The organism is Paenibacillus algicola, assembly GCF_005577435.1.
GTDB lineage: Bacteria > Bacillota > Bacilli > Paenibacillales > Paenibacillaceae > Paenibacillus_AQ > Paenibacillus_AQ algicola.
The window spans coordinates 1,976,055-1,992,392 of sequence record NZ_CP040396.1; the positions used below are offsets into that span (position 1 = coordinate 1,976,055).

17 protein-coding genes and 1 other annotated feature are annotated in these 16,338 nt (G+C 50.3%); of the genes, 15 read left to right on the forward strand and 2 right to left on the reverse strand.

Annotated features, from left to right (window positions below):
• The first annotated feature begins 71 nt into the window (after nucleotides 1–71).
• Entirely contained in the window at nucleotides 72–791 is a 720-nt protein-coding gene (locus E6C60_RS08955) for a response regulator transcription factor (RefSeq protein ID WP_138225541.1), read from the forward strand.
• A gap of 1 nt (nucleotide 792) precedes the next feature.
• On the forward strand, nucleotides 793–2,220 hold the full coding sequence (locus E6C60_RS08960) for an ATP-binding protein (protein WP_138225542.1): 1,428 nt from the start codon (nucleotides 793–795) through the stop codon (nucleotides 2,218–2,220).
• Between the two features lie 203 nt (nucleotides 2,221–2,423).
• Here the strand turns inward: E6C60_RS08960 and serA are convergent, their stop codons facing one another.
• Nucleotides 2,424–4,016 carry a phosphoglycerate dehydrogenase gene (serA, locus tag E6C60_RS08965; protein ID WP_138225543.1) on the reverse strand — a complete coding sequence of 531 codons (1,593 nt, stop codon included), beginning with the start codon at nucleotides 4,014–4,016 and terminating at the stop codon, nucleotides 2,424–2,426.
• A 156-nt stretch (nucleotides 4,017–4,172) separates the two neighbouring features.
• Nucleotides 4,173–4,399, reverse strand: a binding site (T-box leader).
• Between the two features lie 168 nt (nucleotides 4,400–4,567).
• Between serA and E6C60_RS08970 the strand changes: the two genes are divergently transcribed.
• From E6C60_RS08970 to E6C60_RS08980, 3 genes are read left to right on the forward strand one after another with little or no spacing between them, the layout of a single operon-like run.
• On the forward strand, nucleotides 4,568–5,155 hold the full coding sequence (locus E6C60_RS08970) for a CPBP family intramembrane glutamic endopeptidase (protein WP_138225544.1): 588 nt from the start codon (nucleotides 4,568–4,570) through the stop codon (nucleotides 5,153–5,155).
• Between the two features lie 2 nt (nucleotides 5,156–5,157).
• Complete coding sequence (locus tag E6C60_RS08975) at nucleotides 5,158–5,616, forward strand: hypothetical protein (RefSeq protein WP_138225545.1); 459 nt, start codon at nucleotides 5,158–5,160, stop codon at nucleotides 5,614–5,616.
• The gene (locus E6C60_RS08980) at nucleotides 5,613–6,428 is read left to right on the forward strand and encodes a metallophosphoesterase (RefSeq protein WP_233281184.1); all 816 of its coding nucleotides are present in this window, start codon (nucleotides 5,613–5,615) and stop codon (nucleotides 6,426–6,428) included. The genes E6C60_RS08975 and E6C60_RS08980 overlap by 4 nt, the downstream gene beginning before the upstream one ends.
• 53 nt (nucleotides 6,429–6,481) lie before the next feature.
• On the opposite strand, the gene E6C60_RS08985 is transcribed toward E6C60_RS08980, so the two are convergent.
• The gene (locus tag E6C60_RS08985; protein ID WP_138225546.1) at nucleotides 6,482–7,471 is read right to left on the reverse strand and encodes a polysaccharide deacetylase family protein; all 990 of its coding nucleotides are present in this window, start codon (nucleotides 7,469–7,471) and stop codon (nucleotides 6,482–6,484) included.
• A gap of 94 nt (nucleotides 7,472–7,565) precedes the next feature.
• On the opposite strand from E6C60_RS08985, the gene E6C60_RS08990 reads away from it, so the two are divergent.
• The 10 genes from E6C60_RS08990 (at nucleotide 7,566) to der (ending at nucleotide 16,332) form a co-directional block, all read left to right on the forward strand.
• Nucleotides 7,566–7,943, forward strand: a complete 378-nt coding sequence (locus E6C60_RS08990) for a hypothetical protein (RefSeq protein ID WP_138225547.1) — start codon at nucleotides 7,566–7,568, stop codon at nucleotides 7,941–7,943.
• A 189-nt stretch (nucleotides 7,944–8,132) separates the two neighbouring features.
• A complete protein-coding gene (locus E6C60_RS08995; protein ID WP_138225548.1) occupies nucleotides 8,133–8,744 on the forward strand; it encodes a genetic competence negative regulator in 612 nt (203 codons plus the stop codon).
• A gap of 50 nt (nucleotides 8,745–8,794) precedes the next feature.
• Nucleotides 8,795–9,490 (forward strand): glutamic-type intramembrane protease PrsW, encoded by a 696-nt coding sequence (gene prsW, locus E6C60_RS09000; protein WP_138227704.1) that lies wholly within the window; start codon nucleotides 8,795–8,797, stop codon nucleotides 9,488–9,490.
• A gap of 58 nt (nucleotides 9,491–9,548) precedes the next feature.
• Nucleotides 9,549–9,716 (forward strand): hypothetical protein, encoded by a 168-nt coding sequence (locus tag E6C60_RS20910; protein WP_175415116.1) that lies wholly within the window; start codon nucleotides 9,549–9,551, stop codon nucleotides 9,714–9,716.
• A gap of 64 nt (nucleotides 9,717–9,780) precedes the next feature.
• Nucleotides 9,781–11,133, forward strand: a complete 1,353-nt coding sequence (gene ypeB, locus E6C60_RS09005) for a germination protein YpeB (protein ID WP_138225549.1) — start codon at nucleotides 9,781–9,783, stop codon at nucleotides 11,131–11,133.
• 250 nt (nucleotides 11,134–11,383) lie between these two features.
• The gene (locus E6C60_RS09010; RefSeq protein WP_138225550.1) at nucleotides 11,384–12,037 is read left to right on the forward strand and encodes a flagellar brake protein; all 654 of its coding nucleotides are present in this window, start codon (nucleotides 11,384–11,386) and stop codon (nucleotides 12,035–12,037) included.
• A gap of 140 nt (nucleotides 12,038–12,177) precedes the next feature.
• Entirely contained in the window at nucleotides 12,178–12,885 is a 708-nt protein-coding gene (gene cmk, locus E6C60_RS09015; RefSeq protein WP_138225551.1) for a (d)CMP kinase, read from the forward strand.
• Nucleotides 12,882–13,472, forward strand: coding sequence for a lysophospholipid acyltransferase family protein (locus E6C60_RS09020; protein ID WP_138225552.1), 591 nt, complete (start codon nucleotides 12,882–12,884; stop codon nucleotides 13,470–13,472). The genes cmk and E6C60_RS09020 overlap by 4 nt, the downstream gene beginning before the upstream one ends.
• 121 nt (nucleotides 13,473–13,593) lie before the next feature.
• A complete protein-coding gene (gene rpsA / locus E6C60_RS09025; RefSeq protein ID WP_138225553.1) occupies nucleotides 13,594–14,820 on the forward strand; it encodes a 30S ribosomal protein S1 in 1,227 nt (408 codons plus the stop codon).
• Nucleotides 14,821–15,009: 189 nt separating this feature from the next.
• Nucleotides 15,010–16,332 (forward strand): ribosome biogenesis GTPase Der, encoded by a 1,323-nt coding sequence (gene der / locus E6C60_RS09030; RefSeq protein ID WP_138225554.1) that lies wholly within the window; start codon nucleotides 15,010–15,012, stop codon nucleotides 16,330–16,332.
• Nucleotides 16,333–16,338: the final 6 nt, after the last annotated feature.

Here is a 16,338-nt window from a genome sequence, read left to right on the forward strand (position 1 = left end):
CAGAAGGGTTCTTAGCGGATGCTACAGGGCTGCTTCTGATTTTCCATATGACGAAGAAGGAGTTGTGGCTCATGAGTGATCATGGAAACCGGATATTGGTTGTGGATGATGAGGAGCGCATCCGACGTCTTTTGAAGATGTATTTGGAAAAAGAGGGGTATGAAATCGAGGAGGCCGAGGACGGGGAGACGGCTCTGCGGAAAGCAACCTCAGAGGACTATGGCTTGATTTTGCTTGATGTCATGCTTCCGGGTATGGACGGTGTTGAGGTCTGTGCACGTGTGCGACAGGTGAAATCTACCCCGATTCTGATGCTGACAGCCAAAGGCGAGGAGATTAATCGGGTTCAGGGCTTTGAGGTCGGTGCAGATGACTATGTTGTGAAGCCCTTCAGCCCCCGTGAGGTCATATACAGAGTGAAGGCAATCCTGCGGCGTTCCTCTGCAACGGCCTATTTGTCCAAGGAATCCACGTCCAGCAGCAGCAGTATCGTATTTCCGAACCTGGTTATTGAGCATGATGCGCACCGGGTGAGCGCGGGCGGCCGCGAAATCAACCTGACTCCGAAGGAATATGAGCTGCTTCATTACCTGGCTTCTTCTCCGGATAAGGTCTTTTCCCGGGAAGAGCTGTTGAAGGACGTATGGAACTATGAGTTTTTCGGCGATTTGCGTACGGTAGATACTCACGTCAAGCGTCTGCGTGAGAAGCTGAACAAAATGTCACCGGAAGCGGCCTCCATGATTATGACGGTTTGGGGCGTCGGGTATAAGCTGGAGGTTCCGAAATAACGTGAAATTCTGGCGTACCCTTGTCGGCAAGCTGTGGATTACAATTACACTGCTTGTAGCCTGTGTCCTTCTGACGCTGGGACTGTTTCTTCTTCCTTATATCGATACCGTGTTTAATTCCTCCAACTCCGGAGACATCAAGCGGCTCTTCACGTATGTATCCATTATCGGCTTTGCGATGACGACCTTCTTCGGTCTGTTCCTGCTTACCAAGATTACACAGCCGATGCAGAAGCTGATTGAGGCTGCCAACGCGATTCGGCGGGGACGCTATGATACGCGTCTGAAGCTTGTGACCAGCGATGAAATCGGCGAACTGGCGAATACGTTTAATCATATGGCGGCAGAGCTGGAGACGACCATCCGAAGCCTGAACCATGAGAAAGAGCATCTTTCGAGCGTACTGCGCAGTATGAGCGATGCAGTGATTACATTTGATAATAATGGCGATGTTATTCTTGCGAACCCACCGGGACGACAGGTGATGGAGAATTGGCAGGGCCTGAAATGGGACAAGGATCTGGAGGGCGGCGGATGGGCCGCCGAGGTGATGCCGGAGCCGCTGATTGCATTGTTCAACAAGACGATGCGGGAGGGGCGTGATCAGATGGCAGATCTGCATGTCAAGCAGGGGGTCTGGGAGGCGCACATGGCGCCGCTGTATTCGGATGATATCAAGCGCGGAGCGGTTGCGGTGCTGCGAGATATTACGGAGCAGGTGAAGCTGGAGAAGATGAGAACCGACTTCATTGCGAACGTGTCACACGAAATCAGAACCCCGCTGTCGATGATGCAGGGCTACAGTGAAGCGCTGCTTGATGGTATGGCAGCTTCACCGGAAGAGAGCCGTGAGCTCATCCAGGTCATTCATGAAGAGTCCTTACGGATGGGGCGGCTGGTGAAGGATCTGCTGGATCTGACACGGATGGAAGCGGGTCATGCCGAGCTCGACCTGCAGAAGGTCGATGCCGGGGAGCTGTGTGAGCGGGTAACCCGGAAATTCGCGGTTCGTGCCAAGGAGCAGGACATTGAGCTGACGCTTTACAAGCGCAGTCAGAATCTGCTGCTGAACGCTGCAGATGAGGACAAGCTGGAGCAGGTGCTGACCAACCTGCTGGATAACGCAATCCGGCACACACCCTCTGGCAAAGGGATATCCATTACACTGGAGCGGATCTCGCTGACCGGCAGCGCGGCGGCCATTCAGTTTGAAGTGTCTGATCAGGGTGTAGGTATTCCTTCTGCTGATGTACCTTTTGTATTTGACCGCTTCTATAAGGCAGACAAGGCCCGTGTACGCGGTGAAACCGTCGGTACGGGGATTGGTCTAGCCATCGTTAAGAACATCGTAGAGGCGCACAAGGGACAAATTACAGTGGATAGTGTCGTAGGCGAGGGGACAAGGTTTACCTTTGTTATACCGGACTGACAAGCCTGATGGACAACCGCGGTTCCTGATATTTCCTGCATTCATTTTCAAGTTTCCGACAAAGACGCCTCCTGCAGGGAGGTGTTTTTTGTTGAATGACGCTGTTATTCTTGTTCAACGTGGAACAATAGAAGAGGCTGTATACAAAAAAAATGTCCTGCGAAAGAAAGATTTCGCAGGACATTTTGCCATGAAGCCAGGAATTAGGAAAGCACGATTTCTTGAGCGGTGTTCAGGTCGCTGAGGCCAGTCAGCTTCACCAGCACTTCTTTAGGAACGTTCTTGTCCACTGTGAGGAACATAATCGCTTCGCCGCCAATAACTTTACGTCCTACCTGCATGGAGGCGATGTTAACATCGTTCTCACCCAGCAGGGTTCCAACGCGGCCAATGATGCCTGGCTTATCGTTGTGGGAGATCAGGATCTGGTGACCTTGTGGTGCAATATCGACCGGGAACTTGTCCAGACGCACAATACGTTCACCGTACCCGTGCAGTAGGGTGCCGGCTACAAGATGCTCTCCGCCGTTTTGAGTCTTGAGGGTAACGGTCACGAGATTCGTAAAGCCCTTGGTCTTTGGAGTCTGTGAAACAACCACATGCAGATCGCGGCTCTTCGCGAGATGCATCGCATTCACGATGTTCACTTCACTGCCCAGATGACGCTCCAGAACACCCTTCACGATATAGCGAGTCAGTGCCTGGGTATCCACCTCAGCCAGCTCGCCGGCATAATCGACGTGAATTTCCTGGATGGCTTGAGACGAGATTTGAGCAGCAGCACTGCCAAGCTTCTCGCCCAGCGGGAAGTAAGGCTGCAGCTTGTTCATCACATTCGCAGCAACCAGCGGGAAGTTGACGGCGTTCTTGAACGGCTCGTTCCGCAGGATGTGCAGTACTTGCTCTGATACGTCAATAGCTACATTTTCCTGAGCTTCAATCGTGGATGCGCCCAGATGAGGGGTCACGATGACTTTCGGATGGCTCAGGAACGGATGATCCGCTGCTGGAGGCTCATGCTCGAATACGTCAAACGCCGCGCCGGCAACGATCCCTTCATCAATCGCCTCCACGAGCGCCAGCTCATCAATAATACCGCCGCGGGCACAGTTCACGATGCGCATGCCCTTTTTCATAATTTCGAATTGCGGTCTGCTGATCATGTGACGGGTCTCTGGAGTAAGCGGAGTATGAACCGTAATAAAGTCCGCATTCCGGATAATGTTCTCCACGGAAGAGAGCGTCACTTCCAGCTTCTCCGCGCGTTCTTCAGTCAGGAATGGATCATAAGCAAGAATGCTCATGCCGAAAGCCTTGGCACGGCGGGCAACTTCACTCCCGATCCGTCCCATGCCCATTACGCCCAAGGTTTTGTTGCGCAGCTCGACGCCGAGGAATGATTTGCGGTCCCAGGTGCCGGACACCGTCTTCGCATAAGCCTGCGGGATATGGCGGGCAAGTGCAATCATCATGGCGAAGGTATGCTCAGCAGTCGTAATCGTGTTTCCGTCCGGGGCATTGATAACGACAATGCCGCGCTTCGTAGCAGCTTCCAGATCAATGTTATCCACGCCAACACCTGCGCGGCCAACCACCTTGAGGCGGGAGCCCGCCGACATAATTTTCTCAGTCACGCGGGTCTGACTTCGTACAAGCAATGCGTCGTAATCTCCGATAATGGCAGTAAGCTCGTCTTCACTGAGCCCGGTATTTTTGTCTACCTGCACATCGGCTGCATCCATCAGCTGCTGAATACCCAGATCACTGATCGGATCCGATACCAAAACTTTAAACATGGTTTCTCTTCCTCCTTGAACACTTTTGCTGGAATTCAATATAGAATAAGGTCTGTATGTAAATACAGTCCATTACACCCATAGTTAAGGGGACGCGGTGATGCGGCAAAGAGATTGTAATATTAAAAAACCCCCAATCTCCATACTACTTCCGTAGTAAGGGACGAGAGTTATTTCGTGGTACCACCCTTATTCACTGCTATCAAGCAGCCTCAAGCGGCCGATCTGGGCCATGATTGGTAACGGATATCATCCGATTGCGCCTACTTCTCTTTCAGCGAAATATCTCAGGATCGCTCAAGGCACCTATACCCGCCGATTTACACCTGCCATCGGCTCTCTGAGGAGCATGTGAAGCACCTTGTTTCCATCATCGGTTTTCATCTTAATTTTTTACATAATGTAACATGGAGGTATCATCGTGTCAATAAGTTTTTAGGCTGCTTCAGCCATGACCTTGACCTTGGCAGACAGTAGGTGACTTTTACAGGGGGATGGTTTTTTGCTATGATGCTCTTACGGCAAATCTATGAATAGACAGGCAGGCTATCATGAAAAAATTCAAATTCAAAATTCAAAAAATAGAGCCTCACCAGCTAACCGACAGACTGCTGCTCATTAATTTGTACTTAACTCAGGGTTTGACGCTGGTAGCAGCGCTGGTCTGGATTTTATTCCAGCACCGGAATCCGATCCAGCTGCTGGAGCTCTCCGGCAGCTGGAACGTAATCTATTGGGGCGCTGGGCTGGCGATCGTTTTATTGGCTGCAGATCTGTTAATATCCCGCGTTTTGCCAGAAAGCAGTATGGACGACGGCGGCATCAACGAGCTGCTGTTCAAAGGGCGGCCGGTGTGGCATATCGTGGTCATTGCCCTAGTGGTTTCTATTTGTGAGGAGCTTCTGTTCCGGGGAGCCATTCAATTTGCGATCGGTCCTTACTGGACAAGTATCCTCTTTGCTTTAATCCATGTGCGTTATTTAAGGCACTGGTTTCCAACAGGCTGGGTGTTTCTCAGCAGCTATGGGCTGGGTTATATATATATCCAGACCGGCTCGTTGTGGGCGCCGATTGTATGTCATTTCTTGATTGATCTAATATCGGGGCTTGCCATCCGTTTTCGACAACAGAAAGGATAGCGATGGAGAAATTAAGCAGAGTAGAGAAGCATCAGCGCGGACGTAAAAGCTCCAAACCGAAGCCATCGGATAAGAAAACAAGAGATACATCAAAGACAACACGAAGCCAGGCCTCCCGGACCCGAAAAGAGGCAGTGACTTCAAAGGATCATCATGCTTCTGCATCCAGATCATCAGCTTCAGTGAAGGCCAGGAAGGCTTCCAACGCTGCAGGCAGCCGCGGGGCTGCAAGAGTCCGCAAGCCAGCCGAAAAGGCATCAGGACAGCCTGCTGCAAAGCCAGCTCCAAAGCCGGCCTCCGGTGGCTCCAGCACGCCTTCAAGATCCCGAACCTATTCATCTCAGCGTGTGCGGATGAGCAAGTGGTTTGTCAATTCATTAATTATTTTATTTATGCTGCTGATGGCTGGGCTGCTTTGGTGGGGGCTGGCTGGAGCACCTTCACTGGAGGATATATTTTGATACTGTGGATCGTTGCCGGTTTGGCTACAATATTAATTTTGTTATGGATATGGATGAGTATAGAGGCTTTTGGATACCGGGTCAGAGAGGAGAGTGTGAGCTCTTCCCGGATTCCGGAAGGCTTTGACGGGCTTCACATTCTGTTTATTTCGGATATTCACCGGCGCAAGCTGTCTATGGCTTCAATGTCTGACTCATTGGCCCGTGCTGATCTGGTGCTGATTGGCGGTGATTTGACCGAAAAGGGGGTTCCTTTATCAAGAGTGGAGCACAACTTGAAGATCTTGTCTTCCCATTCACAGGCCTATGCTGTGCTGGGTAATCATGATCTCAACGCGGGAGCCGTCAAGGTGAAGGAGCTGCTCAGGAGTGCCGGAGTGAGGCTGTTGAAGGACGAAACGCTGGTGCTTGAAAAGGGCGGCGATCACATTGCACTGACGGGATATATGCAGCCCAAGACGCGGAAACACCCTTTTAGCAATTATAAGGGAAAAGCCAAAAACGACTCCTATCATATCGTCCTTGTACATGATCCCATCTGGATCAAGGGTAGAGCCAAGCTTGGCTGTGATTTAATCTTGTCGGGACATACGCATGGAGGACAGATCGTGCTGCCGCTGCTGGGTGCGATTCGCCTGGAACCATTTTATTATCAGAAATACGATTCCGGCTGGTTTGATCTGTACCGCAGCCGAAGGTCTAACGAAGTCATCAAGCTCTTGATCAGCCGGGGCTTTGGCACGTCTCACATTCCTATAAGACTGTGTTGTCCGTCCGAGTATCATCTGATCACATTAACAAGAACACCCTGACCCTCCTTACAAGGAGCCGTCAGGGTGTTTCTTTGGATGGCAGGTTGAGCCGATTATTTCATCTCCGGTTCTATTTCCTCCGGATTGACAAAGCCATAGCCTTTACTTTTCAGCTGGGTCAGCAGCTCGTCCAATGCGTCCACGGTCCATGGAAGCTCATGCATCAAAATATTGCTGCCGGGATGAAGCTGCTCCATGACATTCCGGATCACCGCCTCCGGCTTGTTGCGTGTGCTGGCATCCCAGTCAAGGGAGCCGTTGGACCAGGTCATGAACAGAAGGTCATTCTCTTTGGCAGTCTGCTTGACAGTATCTCCTCCCGAGCCGAACGGCGGCCGGAAAAAGCGCGGCTTCACGCCAATTTCCTGCTCAACAATCTGCTGGACATCCTCAATCTGCTGCTTCACGGAGGCAGGATTTTCTTTCTTGAGGTTGATATGGTCCCAGCTGTGATTACCGATCGTTTGCCCCCGGTCATGAATCAGCTTTAACAGCTCGGGGTTCTCTTCCACACGATAGCCGTTCACGAAGAAGATAGCCTTGGCATCATGCTTGTCCAGCGTATCCAGAAGCTGAAGAAGCATTTCTTCCTCCTTCGGGCCATCGTCAAAGGTGAGCAATACGACCTTCTCCGGTGCACTTTCCTCACTAGGTACAATGTTATATATCTTGTTCATATGGTACCGCATCACTGCGACCTCTGGTTGCTCGCCTTGGTCTGTATTCTTCCTAGGCTCCGCTTCGCCTTGATGGTCTTCACCTTCAGTAGCGAGATCCTGCGAATCATTTGAGGCCTCTGACTCTTCAGAAGAAGCTGGGCTGTCCTGACGATCTCCGGTAGACGGGGCTTCGGTTGGCGTCTCTGTTTGATCTTTCATCGTGTCTTCCGGGCTTTGACCGGAGGCTTCGTTACTTGTTCCTGAGTCTTCCTGTTGCCCAGGCTGGGAGCTTGTCTCCGTTGATTCCGGCACGGGCTCGGATTGGCTGCAGGCGGTAAGCGTAAGGCAGGCTGCCAGCAGCAGCACAGCTGTTTGTTTAACCATGAATCCATCTCACTTTCCTTTTTTTATATCGCATGAGTTCAGGGCCGACCGAGAACACTAGACATGAGTTTATCATATAAGGAGGCTTGATTTGGTGAAGACTTCGTCATTTATATACGGTGTCATTGTCGGAGCGGCAGTATACCGCATGATGTCCAAGCGCGGCATTTCCATGATGTCCATGGTTAAGAGCGGTAATCTTGACCAGCTGACCGGCGGAGCGAAGGACAAAATGAAAGACCTTGCTGGAAATACAGCAAACGGAGGTGGCAGCCATAACGGCAGCTCCCCCAGTACAGGCAGCAGATTTTCTTCTCCATCCCCGAATGTTCAGCACGGGGTATCGGCATCGGACCATTCGAAGGCTGCCAACCTGAATATGCTAAAAGATTTCATCAAGAAAAACCCGGATGTTAAGCATGAGGTTGAGCAAATCCTGAACGAGACGCATACAGTCATACCGGGTTTGTAACCCATTTAGCAAGTGTAGAATCATTTCGGATGTTTTTCCGGGATGATTCTTTTTTTGGGCAGCTACATATTTACGTGCATTTGTGGGTATTAAATGATAAAATCAATATAGATCACTATTTTTAGCAATGATCTATTTGAGGCATCATATTATGTTATTACTACTTGGTATATAGAGGAGGATCCTGTCATGAAAATAGAACGTCTGGGTCAAGATAAGATTCGGATTTTCCTCACGTTCGACGATCTCAGCGATCGGGGAATCCAGAGAGAAGAAATGTGGCAGGAGATACCGAAGGTATATGACCTGTTCACGGAGATGATGGATCAGGCTTATAGCGAGCTGGGCTTTGACGCCACGGGCCCGCTGGCCGTCGAGGTCTTTGCTCTTCCTTCCCAAGGCATGGTCGTCATTGTAACCCGTGGAAAGTACGATCATCATTTCGGAGGACTGTCCGAGGATGAAATGCCCGATGAAGTCTATGAGATGGAGCTGACTCTTGAGCACAACGGCAGTGTAATGTACGCTTTCAACGATTTCGAGATCGTGGTGGAGGCCGCTCATATGCTGAGCCTAGTTACCGACCATGCCGGAACGCTGTACAGCTATAAGGATAAATGGTATCTGTGGTTTGATGCGGAGCAGTTCACGGCTGAGAAGCTGAATGCGCTGACCGCGGTTTTATCTGAATTTGGCCACTCATCAACGGTCAGTGAAGCGGTTCTTGAAGAATATGGCACCAAGGTGATGGCTGAGGATGCTATAGGACAAATCTGTCTCCACTTTCCAAGTCATAACTAGCATTGTCGATGACAGCATTAAAGCTGTCTCTGAGTGAAGGGGGGGATTCGGTGCTGGTGTTTACGATTTTGGCTTCTGCATTGGCACCGGGTCTTTCACTGCTGACCTATTTCTACCTCAAAGACAAATACGATCAGGAGCCGCTGCATATGGTCCTGCGGATGTTCCTGTTCGGATTTCTAATTGTGATCCCTGTTCTCATTATCCAGAAGGGCATGCTGAATTGGTTCGGTGGCATCATGTTCATCGAGCCCGTGTTCATTTCAGGCGGCGTGGAGGAGTTTCTAAAGTGGTTCGTTCTGTTCCATCTCATCTACAATCATGTAGAGTTTGATGAACCGTATGACAGCATTCTGTACTCTGCGGCCATCTCACTCGGCTTCGCCAGTGCGGAGAACATCCTGTATGCTTGGTATAGTCAGGGCGCCTTTGCTCCGATGATGATCAGGGCGATGCTGCCGGTTTCGGGTCATGCCATGTTTGGAGTTATTATGGGATACTATCTGGGGCGTGCCAAGTTTAGCAAAGGCTCTTTGAGCCGCAGATTCCTGCTGATGTCACTACTCATTCCATGGGCGTATCATGCACTGTATGACCTTATTTTGAATACCTTTAAGAACAGCTGGCTGTGGTTCATCGTTCCGATGATGGTTCTGCTCTGGTACGGAGCCATGGGCAAGATTGCACGAGCCAATAACCGTTCGCCGTTTCGTATGATCCACAAGGACGAAGAGGTTAAAACTTAAATATAGCGGACACACTTCACAATAGAGCCCCTGCACGCACAGCTGCGGGAGACTATACATGGAGGTGTCTTTTTTTATGTTGAGGGTGAAGGTGAAAATCCGCTGCAAGGAATGCGGGGAACGCTACGTGCTGCGCGGCAAAAAAGATGGCGGACGCATTGAAACGGGCTTCAAGCAATGCTTGTGCGATAACCAGAGTCATTTTGAAATCGAAGAAGAGAACTAATGCATAGAACCACTTTCTTCTAGTCAAACTAACGTCAGGATTCAGAAGAAAGGAGTGCTATTGGATGTATAAACGCATTAGTGCGGTCCTGTTTCCGGTCACCGCCATCTTGTTCATCGGCTCGCTCGTGTGGGGAAATCAGTTAAAAGAGGAACGTAATGCCGTTGAGATCCACGCGGAGAATCAATATCAGCGCGCGTTTCATGACCTGTCCTATCATATGGACCGTATTCATGATGAAATCGGCAACTCGATTGCGGTCAATACGGCGTCACAGGGCATGCAGCGGAAAAGCTTGATGAACGTCTGGAGATTGACCAGTGAGGCGCAGAATGAACTCAATCAGCTGCCACTGTCCACACTGTCTCTGGAGAAAACGGAGGAGTTTCTATCCCGGATTGCCAACTTTTCGTACAAGACCGGTGTCCGGGACCTGACGAAGGAGCCGCTTAGCGACACCGAAGCCAAAACGCTGAAGCAGCTCTATCAGAATTCCGGCGAAATTACGAAGGATTTGCAGGAAGTGCAGAACACTGCTCTATCACAGAAGCTGCGCTGGCTTGATGTAGATATGGCTATGACAAGTCAGCAGGAGCTGGCAGGTAACAGCATCATTGACGGGTTCTCGTCGGTGAACAAAAAGGTGGAGGCCTATCCCGAGCTCGAATGGGGACCGTCCGTAAGCAGCATGTATACCAAGCGTTCCGTCAAAATGCTGTCCGGTGTAGCCGTAAATGAAGAGGATATTCAGCGCAAGGCTTTGAAGTTTGCAGATCTGGGACAGGGTGCGGAGTGCACGATCATCGCCAACGGCCAGGGCACAGATTGGGAGTCTTATACCGCGACGGTGCAGGCTGAAGGCATGCAGCCAATCAGTATGGATTTTACCCGCAAGGGAGGATTGCTGATTTCCTACACGGACGGACGCCAGGTCGGCAGCAAGCAGGTCTCAGTTCAGCAGGCGATGGAGAAGGCGGAGCAATTCCTGGAGAAGAAGGGGTATCGCAGCATGAAGGCTGTATCTGCAGATCCCTATGACAATCTGGTCAACTTCACATTTGTCCGTCAGCAGGACGACACCCTGATCTATCCCGAAAAAATGACGGTGCGGTCTGCCCTGGATAACGGCGATATTATCGGTTTCCAGGCCAGTGAGTTCGTATATGAACACCAGGACAATCGTGAGGTGCCGGAGGCCAAGCTCAGTCTTGAAGAAGCACGGAACACGTTGAATGGCGATTTCAAGGAACAGTATACTCGAAAAGCGCTGATCAAAAATGATCGGGATGAGGATACGCTGTGCTACGAGATTGGAGGCCGGATCAACGGCTCGAAGTATAAAATATTCATCAATGCCGACACCGGTCTGGAAGAGACGGTAGAGGTTGTCAAGGAAGCCGATGAAGGGATGAATTAAGCTTTCTGCATGCCGCTTCGTGCTAGTTATTGAGCATTTCTATGGCGGCGGCACATCTCAAACCCTGCTGACCCACTCAAGTCCCCGGTATCTTGCCGGGGGCTTGAGTTATTTTGTGCTGCGTATGTGCCCATGCTCCGTAAGCGATGAAATGCAGAGTGAAATTTTTCAATTCTGGAAAATTTACTGAAGATCAGGGGTGCCGGGCCGTGATATAATAAGGCGGTGAGAAGCAGGGGGAGGAATCAGGGTGTTTCCAAAGATTAACGAGGTATTATTTATTCAGATTGATACCGGGGATGAAGCAGCATCCAGGATTGTGTACAAATCCAGGATTGCGGAAATGGACGAGCAGTCGCTGTACATAGAGGTTCCGATTGAGGAAGGATCCGGCAGACTGAAGAAGCTCTTTTTGGGAGATGAGCTATCTCTGTATTTCGTGACTGAGGGCGGGGTCAAAAATTACTTCAACAGCTATGTTCTTGGATTTCACGAAGATGTCATTCGCCAGATCCGCATTCGCAGGCCGGAGGAAGAGTCGATCTCCAGAATCCAGAGAAGAAGCTTTCTCCGGGTGCAGGCCGATCTTGAGGTTGCTGTTACGACCGAATCCGGGAAGCAGTTCGTCACGAGAACTGAGGATGTTGGCGGCGGCGGCGTTTCACTTTATGCAGAGAGCCATCATGGTATTGCTGATGGTGAGACACTGGATTGCTGGCTTCTGGCGGCGTACAAGAACGGCGCAATCGAGCACATCCCTTTCAGCGGAGAAGTCGTTCGCATCAAAGAAATTTCCGGCTCCAGATCACTGGTCATGGTCAAGCTGAGCCGCATCTCTGACATGGAGCGTCAGAAGCTCATCCGCTATTGCTTCGAAAGGCAGTTTGATTTCCGAAACCGCTGAATGACGCGGTTGTTCCAGGGATTGGAAAGGCATTTGTTGGGGAAGCTTTTTGCATCAGTTCCTGTAGTGTGGTATAATTTTCACGTCGCAGGCTTTGCCTGCTTTTTTCTTGAGGCTTAGGTTTGAGGAGGAATGCCCCGGTGCATACGAAGGGGACTGGTGAACAGAACAGAATCAACATTGCCATCGATGGACCCGCTGGGGCAGGCAAGAGCACCGTAGCCAGAATGGTGGCTAGCAGGCTTCAGTACATATATGTGGATACCGGAGCTATGTACCGGGCGGTGACCTGGTATATGCAAAGTCATGGAATTTCTGCAGAAAATGAGCAGAAAGTGCTTCAAACGGTGCAAAATATGGTGATTGAATTAAAACCGCATGAATCAGGTCAGATGGTATTGCTGAACGGGGAGGACGTCACGCCCTTTATCCGTTCCCAAAAAGTAAATTCCGAGGTGTCCCGTTATGCTCAAATTGAGGATCTTCGGCACCATCTGGTTCATCTGCAGCGAATGATGGCCTTATCGAAGGGCGTTGTCATGGATGGCCGTGACATTGGAACTACGGTGCTGCCTGCTGCAGAGGTCAAGATTTTCATGACGGCCAGCGTGAAGGAAAGAGCTCTCCGCCGATTCAAGGAGTTGGACAAAGCAGAAGGGATAACGTTAGAGCAGCTTGAGACTGATATCGCCAGGCGTGACCGTCTTGATGAGGAACGTGAAGTATCACCGCTTCGACGTGCGGAGGATGCTGTGTTTCTGGATACGACGGACATGAATATTGATGAGGTCGTCGAGTATATCACTTCTTTTTGTAGAACTCGTATGGATGGGGAGAAAGAACAATGATTTATGTGTTTTGCAGAGCTGTTGTCCGGGCGTTGTTTCAAATGCTGTACCGCTTTGAATCGGTAGGCGTTCACAACATTCCGGATCAGGGTGGAGTGCTGATCTGTGCGAATCACATTAGCCTGAGAGATCCGATTTCGGTAGGCATTCATGTGAAGCGCCAGGTTAAATTTATGGCGAAGGAAGAGCTGTTCAAGATTCCTCTGTTCGGCTGGCTCGTGAAGCAGCTGGGAGCTTTTCCGGTCAAGCGGGGCGGGGTCAGCAAGGATTCCATTAAGAACTCCCTCAAGATTTTACGAGGCGGAGAGATTATGGGGATTTTCCCAGAGGGAACGAGGAACTCAGATTCTGAAGCCGCGAAGCGGGGAGCAGCAAGCTTTGCACTTCGCAGTGACGCTGCGGTTGTACCGGCGGCCATTGTTGGAGAATACAAGCTGTTTCGCAAGACCCGCATTATCTACGGCGCGCCGATTGATTTATCCTCTTATAAGGACAGCAAGTCACCTGAGACACTGGAGCAGGTAACAGCTATGATTATGAGCCGTATCCGGGAAATGCAGGCCACAGGTCAGCCGACCCGGGAGTAGCCGCTGTGAAGATGAATAATTGTGAAATACTTTATGGCAAGCTATAACATGCATAATGATGTTTTGAACTTCGCACACGCGAGTTTAAATAAATGGGGTTTGAATTGAGGAGGTTATTGACATGTCGGAAGAAACAAGAAATCAAGAAAATGCTGAAACTCAAGATCAGCTGGACCAAATCGTATCCTTGAAAAAAGGGGACACTGTAAAAGGGACGATCGTCAAACTGGAGGATAACCAAGCTTATGTAAGCATTGGATATAAATATGACGGTGTGATCCCTGTCCGCGAGCTTTCCTCGGTACAGCTTGACAACGCTTCTGAAGCGGTTCAAGTAGGTCAAGAGGTAGAGTGCAAGGTTGTCAGCATTAATGACGACAAGGAGAGTCTGGTACTGTCCAAGCGTGCAATTGACACTGAGAATTCTTGGGAAGAGCTTGAGAAGCACTTCGCAGACCAGGACGTATTCGAGGTTACTGTCGCTGATGTTGTTAAAGGCGGTCTCGTAGCAGACGTCGGTGCACGCGGCTTTATCCCGGCTTCGATGGTTGAGCGTCATTTTGTAGAAGACTTCAGCGATTACAAGGGTCGTACCCTTCGCGTAAAGGTGAAAGAACTGGACCGCGAGAACAACAAGGTTATTCTTTCCCAGAAGGAAGTTCTGGAAGAGGAGTTTGAAGCCAACAAGCAGCAGGTGATGGCTGACCTTCAGGAAGGCCAAGTGCTGGAAGGAACGGTTCAGCGCTTGACTCAATTTGGAGCATTCGTTGATGTAGGCGGTGTAGACGGACTGGTTCACGTTTCCGAGATCGCTTGGAGCCATGTGGAGAAGCCGTCGGATGCACTGTCCGAAGGAGAGCAGGTTAAGGTGAAGGTGCTGAAGGTCGATCCAGAGAAAGGCAAGATCAGCCTCAGTATCAAAGCTGCTCAGCCGGGCCCATGGGAATCAGCATCTGACAAATTCAACATTGGTGATGTGGTTACCGGTGAAGTGAAGCGTCTTGTGAGCTTCGGTGCATTTGTGGAGCTGGCTCCAGGCGTTGAAGGCCTGGTTCATATCTCTCAAATTTCCCACAAGCACATTGGAACTCCTCAAGAGGTTCTGAAAGAAGGACAAGAGGTACAAGTGAAGGTTCTGGATGTGAACCTGGACGAGAAGCGGATCAGCCTCAGCATCAAGGAAACGGAAGAAGCTCCAGCGGCTCCTGCTCCATCGCCAAGAGGCGAAAGAGCATCCAAAGGTCCGAAAATTGACCTGAAGGATAACCCTAATGTGTCCTTGAACAACCAAGGCATGAGCGTAACGCTGGGTGAGCGCTTCGGCGACAAGCTGAGCAAATTCAAGTAGACTGTAGCCAGATCACGCACGTTCAAGCGACTATTATAATCATCGTCGGCGAACCCAGCTGGGTTCGCCGTTTGTTGTTTATATGTATGCCCATGATGGGCAACATGAATAAAAGGTGCATGAAAGGTTAGCCAATTGTACTGTTTTTTGCTATGATGATAAACGTAAGAATTGACAGGAGGAGTGAACATGGCAAGACCCGTTGTGGCTATTGTCGGAAGGCCGAACGTTGGTAAATCCACGATTTTTAATCGGCTGATTGGTGATCGACTAGCCATTGTTGAAGATAAACCGGGAGTAACCCGGGATCGTATTTATGGAAATGCCGAGTGGAACGGCAAGCAATTCAGCGTCATTGACACTGGCGGTATTGAGATCGACGGTGAGGATATGATCCTGAAGTCCATTCGAATTCAGGCTGAGCTGGCCATTGAAGAAGCCGATGTGATTGTATTTATGTGTGATGCCAAGGCCGGGCTGACACAGTCTGATGAAGAGGTCGCTCAAATTCTATTCCGCTCCGGGAAGCCGGTTCTGCTCGCGATTAATAAAGTGGATAACATGAAGCGTGCCGAGGATATATACGAATTCTACAGCCTGGGCTTCGGTGATCCCATTGGGATTTCAGGCAGCCATGGTACTGGGATCGGCGATTTGCTGGATGAAGTCGTGGACGCACTGCCTGAATTGACAGAGGAAGAATACGATGAGGATGTTATCAAGGTAGCCTTGATCGGACGCCCGAATGTTGGGAAATCCTCCCTTGTGAATGCCATTCTGGGCGAAGAGAGGGTTATTGTAAGCGATATCGCGGGTACAACCCGGGATGCGATTGACACCCCTTTTGAAAAGGATGGCCAGCGCTATGTCCTGATCGATACGGCGGGGATGCGCAAGAGAGGCAAAGTGTATGAAACGACGGAGAAATATAGCGTTATGCGGGCGATGCGCGCAATTGAGCGTGCAGATGTAGTGCTTGTGCTGATCAACGGCGAAGAGGGCATTATCGAGCAGGACAAGCATATTGCCGGCTATGCGTATGAAGCGGGCAAGGCGTCCCTATTTGTCGTGAACAAATGGGATGTGGTGGAGAAGGACGACAAGACGATGCAGCACTTTCAGAACAAGATCCGTGATCATTTTCTGTTCATGACCTATGCACCGGTTGTGTTCCTGTCCGCCTTGACGAAGCAGCGCCTGCAGAAGCTGTTGCCTGTGGTGAAGCATGTTGCGGAGCAGCATTCGCTGCGGATTCAGACGCACTTGCTGAATGATGTGGTGTCAGATGCGGTAGCTATTAATCCTCCGCCGACAGACAAAGGAAAAAGACTGCGGATTAATTATGCGACTCAGGTCGCTGTGAAGCCGCCGACGATGGTTGTGTTTGTCAATGATCCGGAGCTCATGCATTTCTCGTATGAACGCTATCTGGAGAACAAAATTCGTGCAGCATTTAATTTTGAAGGCACTCCGATACGTATATTTACACGGCGAAAGTCCGATGAAAGTTAGGGGAGA

Excerpts from the sequence above, each read along its gene's own strand:
- E6C60_RS08985 (WP_138225546.1), bottom strand. The coding sequence starts at position 7,471 with ATGGTTAAACAAACAGCTGTGCTGCTGCTGGCAGCCTGCCTTACGCTT.
- ypeB (WP_138225549.1), top strand. The coding sequence starts at position 9,781 with ATGTATAAACGCATTAGTGCGGTCCTGTTTCCGGTCACCGCCATCTTG.
- serA (WP_138225543.1), bottom strand. The coding sequence starts at position 4,016 with ATGTTTAAAGTTTTGGTATCGGATCCGATCAGTGATCTGGGTATTCAG.
- E6C60_RS20910 (WP_175415116.1), top strand. The coding sequence starts at position 9,549 with ATGGAGGTGTCTTTTTTTATGTTGAGGGTGAAGGTGAAAATCCGCTGC.
- E6C60_RS08970 (WP_138225544.1), top strand. The coding sequence starts at position 4,568 with ATGAAAAAATTCAAATTCAAAATTCAAAAAATAGAGCCTCACCAGCTA.
- E6C60_RS08955 (WP_138225541.1), top strand. The coding sequence starts at position 72 with ATGAGTGATCATGGAAACCGGATATTGGTTGTGGATGATGAGGAGCGC.
- E6C60_RS09020 (WP_138225552.1), top strand. The coding sequence starts at position 12,882 with ATGATTTATGTGTTTTGCAGAGCTGTTGTCCGGGCGTTGTTTCAAATG.
- E6C60_RS08975 (WP_138225545.1), top strand. The coding sequence starts at position 5,158 with ATGGAGAAATTAAGCAGAGTAGAGAAGCATCAGCGCGGACGTAAAAGC.
- E6C60_RS08995 (WP_138225548.1), top strand. The coding sequence starts at position 8,133 with ATGAAAATAGAACGTCTGGGTCAAGATAAGATTCGGATTTTCCTCACG.
- rpsA (WP_138225553.1), top strand. The coding sequence starts at position 13,594 with ATGTCGGAAGAAACAAGAAATCAAGAAAATGCTGAAACTCAAGATCAG.
- der (WP_138225554.1), top strand. The coding sequence starts at position 15,010 with ATGGCAAGACCCGTTGTGGCTATTGTCGGAAGGCCGAACGTTGGTAAA.